At 64.9% G+C, this 13,312-nt stretch carries 11 protein-coding genes; 3 read left to right on the top strand and 8 right to left on the bottom strand.

Annotation, left to right across the window (positions count from 1 at the left end; genetic code table 11):
- Positions 1-157: 157 nt before the first annotated feature.
- Complete coding sequence (argE, locus tag R6258_RS06505) at positions 158-1,315, top strand: acetylornithine deacetylase (RefSeq protein WP_318448796.1); 1,158 nt, start codon at positions 158-160, stop codon at positions 1,313-1,315.
- 86 nt (positions 1,316-1,401) lie between these two features.
- Complete coding sequence (locus R6258_RS06500) at positions 1,402-2,163, top strand: FadR/GntR family transcriptional regulator (RefSeq protein ID WP_318448794.1); 762 nt, start codon at positions 1,402-1,404, stop codon at positions 2,161-2,163.
- 36 nt (positions 2,164-2,199) lie between these two features.
- Here R6258_RS06500 and R6258_RS06495 read toward each other — a convergent pair whose 3' ends face one another.
- From R6258_RS06495 to R6258_RS06460, 8 genes are all read right to left on the bottom strand, one after another.
- A complete protein-coding gene (locus R6258_RS06495; protein WP_318448793.1) occupies positions 2,200-4,005 on the bottom strand; it encodes an IlvD/Edd family dehydratase in 1,806 nt (601 codons plus the stop codon).
- Between the two features lie 86 nt (positions 4,006-4,091).
- Complete coding sequence (locus R6258_RS06490; RefSeq protein WP_318448791.1) at positions 4,092-5,120, bottom strand: sn-glycerol-3-phosphate ABC transporter ATP-binding protein UgpC; 1,029 nt, start codon at positions 5,118-5,120, stop codon at positions 4,092-4,094.
- A gap of 4 nt (positions 5,121-5,124) precedes the next feature.
- Positions 5,125-6,765 (bottom strand): glycoside hydrolase family 43 protein, encoded by a 1,641-nt coding sequence (locus R6258_RS06485; protein ID WP_318448789.1) that lies wholly within the window; start codon positions 6,763-6,765, stop codon positions 5,125-5,127.
- 3 nt (positions 6,766-6,768) lie between these two features.
- Positions 6,769-7,599: a carbohydrate ABC transporter permease gene (locus tag R6258_RS06480; protein ID WP_318448787.1), complete on the bottom strand. Its 831-nt coding sequence runs from the start codon at positions 7,597-7,599 to the stop codon at positions 6,769-6,771.
- Positions 7,596-8,519 carry a sugar ABC transporter permease gene (locus tag R6258_RS06475; protein WP_318448785.1) on the bottom strand — a complete coding sequence of 308 codons (924 nt, stop codon included), beginning with the start codon at positions 8,517-8,519 and terminating at the stop codon, positions 7,596-7,598. The genes R6258_RS06480 and R6258_RS06475 overlap by 4 nt, the downstream gene beginning before the upstream one ends.
- Positions 8,520-8,579: 60 nt before the next feature.
- A complete protein-coding gene (locus tag R6258_RS06470; protein ID WP_318448783.1) occupies positions 8,580-9,845 on the bottom strand; it encodes an ABC transporter substrate-binding protein in 1,266 nt (421 codons plus the stop codon).
- 43 nt (positions 9,846-9,888) lie between these two features.
- Positions 9,889-10,773: an SMP-30/gluconolactonase/LRE family protein gene (locus tag R6258_RS06465; RefSeq protein WP_318448782.1), complete on the bottom strand. Its 885-nt coding sequence runs from the start codon at positions 10,771-10,773 to the stop codon at positions 9,889-9,891.
- Entirely contained in the window at positions 10,770-11,540 is a 771-nt protein-coding gene (locus tag R6258_RS06460) for an SDR family oxidoreductase (RefSeq protein WP_318448780.1), read from the bottom strand. The genes R6258_RS06465 and R6258_RS06460 overlap by 4 nt, the downstream gene beginning before the upstream one ends.
- A 311-nt stretch (positions 11,541-11,851) precedes the next feature.
- On the opposite strand from R6258_RS06460, the gene R6258_RS06455 reads away from it, so the two are divergent.
- A complete protein-coding gene (locus tag R6258_RS06455) occupies positions 11,852-13,084 on the top strand; it encodes an ROK family protein (RefSeq protein ID WP_318448778.1) in 1,233 nt (410 codons plus the stop codon).
- Positions 13,085-13,312 lie beyond the last annotated feature (228 nt).

The following is a 13,312-nucleotide window of genomic DNA, read 5'->3' as shown; positions in this document are numbered from 1 at the left end:
CCTTGTTTAGGGATAAGCTGAGAGATGAATTGAGCAGGGTGAATGAAGGCCCGCATTCAAGATGGGTCACACCGGGCGCCCGGTCAAAACGCTGCCGGCTCGGCTGGCACGCATGTTAGGCTGGACGCAACAGTCCCGGAGCCCCATCGGAGCCTTCATGAGATCCGCCCAGCAACTTCTCGAAACCCTCGTCGGCCATCCCAGCGTGTCACGCGATTCCAACCTGGAACTGATCCGCTTCATTGAAGGCTACCTCGACGAGTTCGGTCTGCCCTATCAGCGCATCGAGAACGACGACGGCACCAAGGCCAATCTGCTGGCCCGCATCGGCCCCCAGGTCGAAGGCGGCGTGGTGCTGTCGGGTCACACCGACGTGGTACCGGTGGACGGCCAGCCCTGGACCAGCGATCCATTCTCGCTGACCGAGCGTGACGACGGCCGGCTCTACGGCCGCGGCAGTTGCGACATGAAGGGCTTCATCGCCTGCGCGCTGGCCCAGGTACCGCGCTGGGTCGAGCAGGAGCTGACCCGGCCGATCTATCTGGCGCTGTCCTATGACGAGGAGGTCGGCTGCATCGGCGCACCGCGCCTGATCGAGACCCTGATGGCCGACGAGCCCCGCCCCGCCGCGGTGATCGTCGGCGAGCCGACGCTGATGGCGCCGGTGGTCGCGCAGAAGGGCATCACCAATCTGCGCACCACGGTAAGCGGTCGCGAAGCGCACTCCAGCCAGGTCAACCAGGGCATTTCGGCGATCCACGTCGCCGCCCGCCTGGTCGCCAGGATCGAGGACATCATGGCCGAGCTCAGCGCCGAGGGACGCGTCGACGAGGCCTTCAACGTCGCCCATTCCAGCCTGCACGTGGGCAAGATCCAGGGCGGCACGGCAATCAACATCACCGCCCGGGAGTGCCAGTTCGACTGGGAGATCCGCCATTTGCCCGAGGACGGTTTCGACACGGTATTCGCCCGTTTCGACGATTATGCCCGCCGCCTCGAGGCCGAGCTGCGCGAGCGTGCGCCCCAGGTGAGCATCCGCACCGAGAATCTCACCGACACCGTGCCGGCGCTGGCCGACCGCGACAACGCCGCGGCACTCACGCTGTGCCGGGAGTTACTCGGCGAACGCACCAGCGAGGCAGTGGCCTACGCCACCGAGGCCGGCCAGTTCCAGCGTGCCGGCCTGCCCACCGTGATCTGCGGCCCGGGCAGCATCGCCCAGGCGCATCAACCCGATGAATACCTCGAAGTGACCCAGCTCGATGCCGGAGTGGCCTTCATGCAACGCCTGGGCGATCGCCTGGCGGGACGCTAGCCAGTGCACACGTCACACGGAAGTGACATTGCCCAAATGTTGAACATATGTCAGCGTGAATCAAACACTGGTTGGAAAACTCTAACGTGAAGGCAAAGCAACGCAAGTCACCGCTGCGGCCCAGTGTCGCCGAGGCCCTTGCCGAATCCATCTTTTCCGGGCATTACCAGCCCGGCGACTTCGTCCCCAAGGAACTCGCGCTGTGCGATCAGTTCGCCATCAACCGCTCGGCGGTGCGTAGCGACCTGCGCCAGCTGGTCGACGTGGGGATCATCGAGCGTATCTCGGGCCACGGCTCCAAGGTTCGCGAATACGCCGACTGGAACATTCTCGATCCGCAGGTCACCGCCTGGATGACCCGCTACGCGGCACCCAATCCCAAGGTCCAGCGGGAGATACTGACCTTTCGCCTCGACGTCGAGCCCTACGTGGCGATGACCGCCGCCAGACGCGCCACGGCGCGCGATCTGGTGGCGCTCGAGGAGGCCTTCGAAGGCATGGGCCAGTACCTGCACAACGCCGACAGCGGCGAGGAGCGTCGGCTGCACAGCGATTATGACGTGGCCTTTCACGAAGCGATCTTCAAGGCGACCCACAACATCGTCTGGGCGCAGCTCTCGCATATCCTGCGCCCGTCCATCTATCTGCTGGTGTCGATGTCCAACGTCAGCGAGACCGATGATCCCGCCGAAAGCCTGGAACGCCATCGACGCCTGATGGAACACATCCGCGCCCGCCAGCCGCGCGAAGCGTTCCGCGCGGCTCAGGCGGTGCTCGCCGGCACCGCCAAGGCACTCGGCCTGGAAGCCCCCGAGACGTCGCTGGGACGCAGCGTGGAGCTCGACTGAGCCCACGCCGAGCGCCCTTCCTCGACAGCGATCCGTTCAGTGATTGTCCCGCGGCGGCGACCGGCGTGCCACGTCGCGGTACTTGGTCGCCGGTTCCAGGGTCATGCCGCGATCGAGCGGTTCCACCATGCTGCGCTGGATCTCCTGCCACGGCGTCTGGTGCGCCGGATACGCATAGCCGCCCCGCGCTGCCAGCCGCTCGCGGCGCTGCGCCAACTCGGTATCGTCTATCAGCAGATTGGCCTCGCCCCTGCGCAGGTCGACGCGGATGCGATCGCCGGTCTCGAGCAGCGCCAGGCCTCCGCCCACGGCCGCCTCGGGCGAGGCATTGAGGATCGACGGTGAGCCCGAGGTGCCCGACTGACGCCCATCGCCGATGCACGGCAGCGACTCGATGCCCTGGCGGATCAGCGCCTCGGGCGGCTGCATGTTGACCACCTCGGCGCCGCCGGGATGCCCCACCGGCCCGGCGCCGCGCATGATCAGAATGGTGTTCGCGTCGATCGTCAGGTCGGGATCGTCAATGCGTGCGTGGTAATCCTCGGAACCGTCGAACACCGCCACGCGGCCCTCGAAGGCGTCGGGGTCCTCGGCGCGGCTCAAAAAGCGCCGGCGGAAATCGCTGGCGATCACGCTGGTCTTCATCAGCGCCGAGTCGAACAGGTTGCCCTTTAAGTTGATGAAACCGGCGGCCTCGACCAGCGGATTGGCGTAGCGACGAATGACGTCGTCGTCGTTCGTTTCGCGACCGGCGACATTGACGGCCAGGCTCTGGCCGTTGACGGTGCGCACGTCACCATGTAGCTTTCCGGCGCCGAGCAGCTCGCTGATCACCGCCGGCACGCCACCGGCACGATAGAACTCCTCGGAGAGATAGCTGCCCGCCGGCATGACGTTGGCCAGCAGCGGAATCTGATGACCCAGGCGCTGCCAGTCGTCGTTGTCGATCTCGACCCCGGCGTGGCGGGCGATGGCGTTGATATGCACCGGCGCGTTGGAGGACCCGCCCAGCGCCGAGCACACCACGATGGCGTTCTCGAACGCCTCGCGGGTGAGGATGTCGCTGGGCCGCAGATCCTCCCAGACCATCCCGACGATGCGCTCGCCGGTCTGATAGGCGACCATCGAACGCTCCTTGTAGGGCGCGGGAATCATCGCCGAGCCCGGCAGGCTCATGCCCAGCGCCTCGGCCATCGAGTTCATGGTCGAGGCCGTGCCCATGGTGTTGCAGTGGCCCACCGAGGGCGCCGAATCGGTGATCCGGGCAAGGAATTCGGGATACTCGAGGTCGCCGGCTGCCAGCCGCTTGCGCAGCTCCCAGACCACGGTGCCCGAGCCCACCCGCTCGCTGCCCCGCCAGCCGTTGAGCATCGGCCCGCCGGACAGCACGATCGCCGGGATATTGACCGTCACCGCCGCCATCAGGCAGGCCGGCGTGGTCTTGTCGCAGCCGGTGGTCAGCACCACGCCGTCGAGCGGGTAGCCGTGGAGTATCTCGACCAGGCCCAGGTAGGCCAGGTTGCGATCCAGCGCCGCCGTCGGCCGGCGCACGTTCTCGTGAATCGGATGCATGGGAAACTCGAACGGGACGCCGCCGGCGGCGCGGATGCCGTCCTTGACCCGCTTGACCAGTTCGATGTGGTGTCGATTGCAAGGCGTGAGATCGGACCCCGACTGGGCGATGCCGATGATCGGCTTACCGCTGGTCAGCTCTTCCAGGGTGATGCCGTAATTCATGTAGCGTTCGATGCACAGCGCGGTGGTCCCCGGATGCTCGGGGTTGTCGAACCACCAGCGCGAGCGCAGCTGCTCGGGCGTCATGCGGCGTGACTCGTTGGCCATGTCAGCTCCTTGTCCTTGCTGGGCGCCGGGATTGGCTGAACGTAAGTCAAACATATCTTTCGTATGTTCAACATACACCGATAGCCTTAAAAGCCCGACGCCACCGGCGACGCCTCGATGCGCATCCCGCCACTATCGAAGCAATGCAGCGAATCGGCTCGCGGCGTCAGCCACAGCGACTCGCCGGCTATCGTCGGGTCGTCGCCCGGCAAGCGCACGATCAGATCGCCCAGATCCTCGCCGTCGACATAGGCGAAGGTATCGGCGCCGAGCTTTTCGATCACCCGCACGCGACCGCGCCAAGTGCCCTGCTCGCGGCTGACATCGATATGCTCGGGTCTCACTCCCAGCGTATGCGCGCCATGCGCTTGCGCGGTCGCGCCCCCGATCAGGTTCATGCGCGGCGAGCCGATGAACCCGGCCACGAAGCGCGTCATGGGGCGCATGTAGAGCTCCATCGGGGTCCCCGCCTGCTCGATGCGTCCGCCGTTCATGACCACGATCCGATCGGCCAGGGTCATCGCCTCGACCTGGTCGTGGGTAACGTAGATCATCGTCGCGCCGAGCCGCTGGTGGAGTTCGGCCAGTTCGACGCGCATGCGGTTGCGCAGTGACGCATCCAGGTTGGAGAGCGGCTCGTCGAACAGGAAGACTCCCGGATTGCGCACGATGGCCCGGCCGATCGCCACGCGCTGACGCTGCCCGCCTGAAAGCGCCGCCGGCTTGCGATCGAGATACTCCTCGAGGTTGAGCAAGCGGGCCGCCTCGGCGACCTTGGCCTTGCGCGCCTCGACGGGCACCTTGGCCAGGCGCATGCCGAAGTCGATGTTGCGGGCCACGCTCATGTGCGGATAGAGCGCATAGGACTGGAAGACCATCGCCACGTTGCGCTCGGCGGGTTCCTCCTGGGTCACGTCGCGGCCACTGATCGATACCGTGCCTTCGCTGGCGGTCTCGAGTCCGGCGATGATGCGCAAGAGTGTGGACTTGCCACACCCCGATGGCCCCACCAGCACGGTGAAGCTGCCGTCGTCGATCGCCAGGTTCATGTCGGGGATCACCTCCGCACCGCCCTTGAAGCGCTTGCGAATTCCACTCAGGGTCACGTCGGCCATGGAGTCATCCTCTCGGTAAGTCATTGCCGGTCGTCTGTGGCTCGGACCGGGTGTAGCGAAACGCGCTGAAGTCCGCCGGCAGGCCGCGCCCACTGATATCGTGCGCCGCCATGCCCAGGAAGGTGCCGGTGAAATAGCCGTGGGCGCGCCCCGCCCCCTCGTCGGAAAGCATTCCGGCATCCAGCGTCGGACCGATCGACCGCCACTCGCCGGCACCCTCGGCGTAGCGAAACTTGAGGCTGGCGCCGTCCATCGTCAGGCCCAGGCGCACCGGCGTGGCCTCGTCGAGTACCACCGGAGCGGCCAGGGGGAAGTCGAGATCGCCGCTCGGCCAATTATCGGCGCAGCTCAGGATGGTCAGCACGCGCCGGCCGGCATCGTCGCGGGTGACCGCCAGATAGTGGAACTTGAAGCGGTTGTAGTAGGCGATCAGCCCGGCGCACTGCTGATAGTCCTCGGGGGCGAATTCGAGCGTGGTCTCCGCCTCGCAGAGGAAGGCGTCGCGGCGTCGCGCGACCAGCGCCTGCTCGAACCACGAGCCCGGCGACTGGCGACCGTAGAGGCGCAAGTACCCGGGCCGCTCGGTCAGCGAGAACAGTCGCTCGGGATACGGCGTGCGCAACCATTGAAAGGCCATCGGCAAGGTCGCGTTGTCGAAAGCGTGGTTCTCCTCGCGCTCGGGCGGCCGGGGCGCCGCACCGCCCGGCGCCGCCAACTCGGCCGCCGGGGCACTGTCACCAGCCGTCAGGCGCAACCAGCCATCGTCGTCCCAACGCACCCGTTGCAGGGCCGTTTCGCGGCCCAGCGGCGAACGCTGGGTGCCCGGCAGCGGCCGCCCACAGAGATGCACCAGCCAGGTCTCGCCCGCCGGCGTATCGACCAGGTCGGCGTGGCCCGCGCGCTGCAGCGCGAGGGTTTCATCGCCCCGCGAGGTCAGCACCGGATTGTCCGGGTGCACCTCGTAGGGGCCGGTGATCGACCTTGACCGGGCCATGGTCACCGCATGGCCATAGCCCGTGCCGCCCTCGGCGACCAGCAGGTGATACCAGCCGTCGCGCCGGTACAGATGCGGGCCCTCGGTCAATTTCATGTCGGTGCCGGCGAAGATCGTATGGCTCGGGCCGGTCAGCGTCTGCGCCTTGGCATCGTACTCCTGCAGCACGATGCCGCCGAAGCGGTCCGGGCCCGCCGCCTGGCGATAGTCCCACTTCAGGTTGAGCAGCCAGTGGCGTCCGTCGTCGTCATGGAACAGCGACGGATCGAAACCGCTGGCGTTGAGAAACACCGGATCGCTCCACGGGCCCTCGATGCTCGGCGCGCTGACCATGTAGTTGAGCCCATCCTTGAAGTGGCCCTCGTAGCGCTTCATGTCGGTATAGATCAGCCAGAAGCGGCCCTGTGCATGACTCAGGCAAGGCGCCCAGATGCCGCAGGAATCGGGATTGCCGCGCATGTCGAGCTGGGCGGGCCGCTCGAGCGGCCGGCGCACCAGCCGCCAGTTGACCAGATCCGTCGAATGATGGATCTGTACCCCGGGGTACCATTCGAAGGTCGAGGTGGCGATGTAGTAGTCCTCGCCCACCCGGCAGATCGAGGGGTCCGGGTTGAAGCCCGGGAGAATGGGATTGGTGAACGTGGCGGTCATGCCTCACCCCTTCACGGAGCCGCCGGTGAGCCCGGCGACGATGTATTTCTGCGCCGCCAGGAAGAACACGATGGCGGGCAGGATGGTCAGCGAAACGAACGCCAGGATCAGGTTCCATTGGGTCAGGTACTCGCCGCGGAACTGCATCATGCCCAGCGGCCAGGTGTAGACGGACTCGGTATTGAAAACCACCAGCGGCAACAGGAAGTTGTTCCAGCTCTGCACGAAGACGAACACCCCGACCGTGGCGAGAATCGGCGTCGACAGCGGCAGCGTGAACGACCAGAAGAAACGCAGATAGCTGCAGCCGTCGACGTAGGCCGCTTCGAACAGCTCGCGCGGCAACTGGTCGAAGAACGCCTTGAACAGCAGGATCGCCAGCGACAGGCCGAAGGCCGTCTGCGGCAGGATCACCGCCCAGTAGGTGTCCAGCAGCCCCAGATCCCGCACCTTGATGAACAGCGGCAGGATCGCCGCCGCAAACGGGAACATCAGCCCCAGCAGCAGGTAGGAGTGCAGCATGCGCGCGCCGAAGAAACGGATGTGCGAGAACACGTAGGCCGCCGCCGCCCCGACGATCAGCGTCAGAATAACCGTCGCCGACGAGATCAGCAGCGAGTTGCCCAGGTACTGCCAGAAGCTGGGGTCTTCGAGGATGCCCACGTAGTGGCTGACGTCCCAGCTGGCCGGCAATCCCAGCGGATTGGTGCGCAGTTGCGCATTGCTCTTGAAGCCGCCGAAGAACGCCGCCAGCAGCGGGCCGATGACGAAGCCGGCAACGACCAGCAGCACGATCACCCGCAAGCTGTTGCGCAGCAGGAACAGCCGGCTCATGTGCCCTCCTTGGCCGTCGTGTGGCGCTGGTAGAAGAAGGCGATCAGCATGGCGATGACGAACAGGAAGATGGCGGCGGCACTGCCGAAGCCGATCTTCAACCGGGTCAGGCCGAAGGTATACAGGTAGGTGACGATGGTATGGGTACTGTTAGACGGACCGCCGTTGGTCAGTGGAATGATGATGTCGAAGATCTGCAGCGAACCGATCAGCGCGAAGAACACGCTGACCACGATGGCGTGCTTGATCATCGGCACCTGGACGTGGCGGGCGATCTGCCAGGGGCCGGCGCCCTCGAGACGCGCGGCCTCGACGAGGTCTTTCGGCACCCCCTGCAGGGCGGCGATATAGATCATCATGTGGAAGCCGAAATACTTCCACACGATGACCGTCATGATCGCGGCGAACGCCCATTGGCGCTCGGCGAGGATGTACACCGACTCCATGTCCAGGGCATGGAACAGCTGGGCCGTCACCCCGTACTCGCCATCGAAGACGAAACTCCAGATCAGCCCGGCGGCCACTTCGGCGAGGATATAGGGAAGGAAGAACACCAACCGGAACAATGCGTTGGTCGGTGTCTTGCGATAGATCAGCAGTGCCAGGCCCAACGCCAGCGGCAATTGCACCAGCAGCGAGACAATGACCAGCTGAGCGGTATTCCATAGCGCCGTATGGAAGATCGAATGTCCCAGCAGACGCTGATAGTTCTGCGCTCCCACGAAGTCGCTGGGCGCAGCGTAGCCGTTCCAGTCGAACAGGCTGTAATAGGCGGCATCCGCCAAGGGCAGGATGACGAACAGTGAAAACAGGATCAGCGCCGGCGGCAACAGCAGCAGCACGGCACTCAGCCGGCCACTGGCGCGGCCGCGCCGCAGCCGGTGACGCCAGCCGGAGGGGGAATACGACGATGTAATCATCTCAGACACCCGGTGAGAGGCTCGACGGGGGGCCGTGGCCGGCCCCGGCGAAAGGCACGCTTAACGGAACTGCCAGGCTTCCTCGACACGTTCGGCCGCTTCTTGGGGGCTGGTCACGCCCTGAGCGATGTCGGTGCTGATGTCGTTCACCGTCGCGCCGACCGAAACGCCCAGGTCATGATCGAGAAATATCTGATGATAGGAGGCCTGCTCGATATCCCTGGCCACCTTGCGGCCGTAGGGCGTCGCCAGCGCCTTCTCCGCGCCCTTGACGATCGGCACGAAGATGCCGCGCTTGGCCGCCTCGCGCTGATTTTCCAGGCTCAACAGGCTCTTGAGAAAGGTCACCGCCATCTCGGGAGCGTCGTGCGTGACTGCCCAGCCGTTCAGCCCGCCGAAGGTCGCCTCGTTGCCCTGCCCGCCTTCCACGCTGGGGAACGAGATGAAGCGCAGGTCCTCGTCCGGCACCCCTTCCCCGCTCACCGAGCGCTGCTTCGAGGGCAGATAGTCCCAATCCCCCATCAGATGGAAGGCCGCCTTGCCATCGCCGAACATACCGCTGGCGCGTTCATAGGTGGTGGCCATGAAGCCGGGCTGGAACGGCTCGAGATCGGCCAGCTGCTTGAGCTTCTCGCCGGCCTGGACGAAAGGCGGCGCGGCGAAACCTTCGCCCTCGCCCGCCTTGGCGGTCTTGAAGCCCTGCTGGCCGGCCAGCCGCGTGGCCAGGCTGCCCCAGTAGAAGTGCATCGGCCAGCCATCCTTGGCCCCCACCACGATCGGCGTGACGCCGGCCTTCTTGAGCGTGGTGACGGCGTCGAGGAAATCCTGCCAGGTGTCGATGGCGTCGACATCCACGCCGGCCTTCTCGGTCAGCGCGGTGTTGGTCCACAAGCCCACCTCGGTCACGTACAGCGGTGCGCCGTAGATCTTGCCGTCGATGGTGAAGGCATCGATCGCCGAGTCCGGGAAACGCGCCTGCCAGCCGTCCTGCATGGCCGCGGTCAGGTCCTTGACGAAGCCGGCCTCGACCTTCTCCTTCAAGGCCTCGCCACCCCAGCTGTAGAAGATGTCCGGGCGTTGGTCGGACTGCAGCAAGGTGGGCAGTTTCGACTTGTAGGCCTCGTTGGAGAGGTAGTCGAGTTCGATGGTCACGCCGGGATGGCTTTTCTCGAATTCACGAGCGATCTCGGCGTAGTAGTCCTTCTCGACCTGGCTGATTTCCACACGCATCACGCGGATGGTGGTATCCGCCATCGCCGACTGCGCGGAGCCGAGCAGTGTAGCGACGGAGACGATCATCAGGGTCTTTCTGGGATGGCTTAACATGGCTACTCCCGTCTTGTTGTTGGGGCGTGGCATGGGCGGTCGCTCAGCGCGTGACGCGCGGTTCGACCAGCCCCGGGTTGGGCGCGGGCATGGCGAACAAGCTGCCCGCCGACGGCCATTGGTGGTGTTTTTCGTCGTCACTCAGGTGCTGAGTGGCGGTGGTGATGTAAAGCGTCTTCCGGTCGGTTCCTCCGAAAGCCACCATGGTGGGGTGCGGGCACGGCAGTGCGTGGCTTTCAAGGAAAACGCCGCGGCTGTCGAACCTGGCGACCTGACCGCCTCCGTAGAGTGCGCACCAGTAGTCGCCCTGGCTGTCCACCGCGGCGCCGTCCGGCACTCCGGGCAGGCCGTGATGCGCCAGGTCGATCCATGGCTCACCCGCCTCGAGCGTGCCGCGTTCGGCATCGAAGGCGTAACGCCATACCTGGCGGGTTGGCGAATCGGTGTGGTAGGCGAAGCGACCATCCGGGCTGAATGCCAGGCCGTTGGAGATGGCCAGCGCGCCTCTCACCGGTGTGAGACATTCGCCGTCCAGGCGATACAGGTTGGCACTCGGTGCTTCCTCGGCGGCGTCGATCGTGCCCACCCAGAACCGCCCGAGCGGATCGCAGCGGCCGTCGTTGAAGCGGTTACCGGACTCGTCGAGCCATTCGGGGTTGGCGACGATCAACGCTTTTTCACCGCTGGCAGGGTCCAGCCGATAGATCCCCGAGCGTGCGGCGACGACCAGCCCCGTATCGCCCAACGCCAAGCAGCCCAGCGGCTCGCCCAGCGCGACACTATACGGAGCGACGCCGCTCCCGGGCCGCCAGCTGTAAACCAGCCCATGATTGATATCCAGCCAGTGGAGACACTCGTTCGCCGCGTCCCACACGGGGCTCTCGCCCAGGCTCATGTCGAGCGCGACGGCGACGGTGGGCGCACTCATCCCCAGCCTCCGTCGACCGGGATCTCCTGGGCGCTGATCTGGGCGCTATCGTCGGCGGCGAGAAACAACGCGGTGGGCGCGATGTGCTCGGCTTCCAGGCGCACTTTCAGGCATTGACGGGCCTGGATACTGGCCTCGTCCTCGGGGCCGATCCACTTCTCGAGCTGGCGCTCGGTCATGATGCTGCCGGGCACCAGGGTGTTGACGCGAATTCCATGAGGACCCAGGTCGCGGGCCAAGCTGCGCGTCAGCCCGTGCACTGCGGCCTTGGCGCTGACATAGGCGGCCATATCACCGAGCGCCAGACGCACGCTGATCGAGCCGAAGTTGATGATCGAACCGCCGCCCGCCTCGCGCATCTGTTCGGCCACGGCCTGGATGGTGAAGAACATCGGACGCAGGTTGAGCGACATCCGTTCGTCCCAGTAGGCCACATCGACATCGCGCCAATCGTGGCGGTCATCGTTGGCGGCATTGTTGATCAGCACGCGAATGGGGCCAAGCGTCTCGCCGACCCGGACGATGGTGGCTTGCAGAGCCTCGACATCCCGGATGTCGCAGAACTCGAAACATGGGGTACGGCCGGTTTCCTGCTCGAGTTCCGCGACCAGCGCTTCGCTCGCCTCCCTGGCGATATCGACGAACACCACCCGGGCGCCTTGGCGATGAAAGGCGCGTGTCAGGGCGGCGCCGATACCGCTACCGCCACCAGTAACGAAGACCACGCGCTGGTCGAGGCTGGGGTATCGCGCTGAAGGGTGGGTCATGCCGACTCCTGTTTTTCTTCGCTTTGCGGTCTTCGGCGCGACATGGTGATTCGTGCTTAGCGCCTCTGCAGCAACCGCACAAGCCATTGACTAGCTGCATGCGGTATTTAATTTATCACATGAATTAAATAATCCAGCATGGCCCTTTAGTCGTTGCGACTAAAGGCGAAAAAGTGCGCTTTTAAGCTGTGGCGAGCAACAAGGAGACCTTGATAAGCCATCTATCGAACTTAAATCTTAAGAAATGGCATTTTCCCTTGGCGCATCGAACGCTATATAATTAGCATCATGAATTAATTAGAGGTCACTTCATGGTCGCCCCGGTCACCGACTCGATACGCACCGACAACACCCTGGCTCTGATCCGTTCATTGCGCGCCCATGGCGCCATGGCGCGCGTCGACCTGGCTGCCGTCAACCAGTTGAGTTCGGCGACGGTGACCTCTATCAGTGGCGAACTGCTCGAGCGGGGTGTCATCGTCGAGCGTCCATTATCCACTCAGCACCTCGGTCATCGCGGCCGCCCCAAGACGCTGATAGCCCTCGATCCCGATGCGGCCTGCGTAATCACCGTCAAGCTGTCGATCAATGAAGTGCGCTTCACGATAGGCAACTTCTGCGGCGAGCTGCACTACAGCGACACCCAGACGGTCGATACGCTGGCCTTGACGGCCGAGGCGCTGATCGAGCTGTTGATCCAGCACATCGACGGCCTGAGCCGGCGCCTGGCGGCCACCTGCGGCCCGGTCGCCAGCATCTGTCTGGCTGTACAGGGGATCGTCTCCCCGGTACGCGGCAGCATCGTCTGGTCGCCGGCCTTCGCCCTGCGCAATGTCGATATCGTCTCGCCACTTCGCGCCCGTTTCGCCTGTCCGGTTCAACTCGATAACGACGCCAACTGCATCTCCGCGGCGATTACCCGCCATCCCGACTACATGGACATTCCCAACCTGGCAGTGATCATGCTCGGCTATGGGGTGGGCATGGCGATCATGATCGATGGCAAGCCCTATCTCGGCGCGCACGGCTCGTCGGCGGAATTCGGGCATACCAAGTACGAGTCCAACGGTGCGCTCTGTGCCTGCGGCAAGCGCGGCTGTATCGAGGCCTATATCAGTGACTACGCCCTCTATCGGGACGCTCACACATTGCTGCCGCTGCCCACCGGCGATAGCGCCCATCCCTCGGAAGAACAGATGCAAGCGCTGGTCCGGCTCGCCGAGAACGGCAACCCGGTCGCCAGGCAGATATTCGACAAGGCGGGTCATGTGCTGGGTACCGGCATCGCCAACGTGCTGGCCCTGTTCAATCCCGACCAGGTACTGATCACCGGTTCGGGCGTGCGCGCCTACGAGCAGCTCAAGCCCAGTCTCGACCAGGCACTGAATGATGCCCTGGTCGAGGAGCTGATCGGCCAGACGCGCCTCGCCATTTATGGCTGGGATCACGACATGACCTGCATGGGCGCTATCCAGTTGGCCCTGAAGGCAGCCGACCATAGGCTGGTCCAAGCCGATCGGCCGAGCGCCCTGCCCCTGTCCTGAGTCGCTACGCAAGGCGGCTCGAATACTCTGCGCGGCCGAATCCAGCCAAAGCCATTCAGACAAAAAAGCGCCGCCGGCTTTGACCGGCGGCGCTTTTTATTGCCTGGCTAACCCGGCGCTAGCGCTTCAATGCGAGTGCCGGGGCACCTCAGCGCCGCGACAGCCGACCAGGAAGTCGAAGTCGCAGCCCTCGTCGGCCTGCAGCACCCGCTCGATGTACAGCTGACG

Origin of the sequence: Halomonas sp. HP20-15 (assembly GCF_033446685.1) — a bacterium.
Lineage (GTDB): Bacteria > Pseudomonadota > Gammaproteobacteria > Pseudomonadales > Halomonadaceae > Modicisalibacter.
The sequence above is the reverse complement of the archived record's forward strand: the minus strand, read 5'-3'. Positions and strand labels throughout refer to the sequence as shown.

Coding starts and splice junctions, on each gene's coding strand:
- R6258_RS06460 (WP_318448780.1), bottom strand. CDS start 11,540: ATGACCCACCCTTCAGCGCGATACCCCAGCCTCGACCAGCGCGTGGTC.
- R6258_RS06475 (WP_318448785.1), bottom strand. CDS start 8,519: ATGATTACATCGTCGTATTCCCCCTCCGGCTGGCGTCACCGGCTGCGG.
- R6258_RS06485 (WP_318448789.1), bottom strand. CDS start 6,765: ATGACCGCCACGTTCACCAATCCCATTCTCCCGGGCTTCAACCCGGAC.
- R6258_RS06490 (WP_318448791.1), bottom strand. CDS start 5,120: ATGGCCGACGTGACCCTGAGTGGAATTCGCAAGCGCTTCAAGGGCGGT.
- R6258_RS06465 (WP_318448782.1), bottom strand. CDS start 10,773: ATGAGTGCGCCCACCGTCGCCGTCGCGCTCGACATGAGCCTGGGCGAG.
- R6258_RS06470 (WP_318448783.1), bottom strand. CDS start 9,845: ATGTTAAGCCATCCCAGAAAGACCCTGATGATCGTCTCCGTCGCTACA.
- R6258_RS06495 (WP_318448793.1), bottom strand. CDS start 4,005: ATGGCCAACGAGTCACGCCGCATGACGCCCGAGCAGCTGCGCTCGCGC.
- argE (WP_318448796.1), top strand. CDS start 158: ATGAGATCCGCCCAGCAACTTCTCGAAACCCTCGTCGGCCATCCCAGC.
- R6258_RS06480 (WP_318448787.1), bottom strand. CDS start 7,599: ATGAGCCGGCTGTTCCTGCTGCGCAACAGCTTGCGGGTGATCGTGCTG.
- R6258_RS06455 (WP_318448778.1), top strand. CDS start 11,852: ATGGTCGCCCCGGTCACCGACTCGATACGCACCGACAACACCCTGGCT.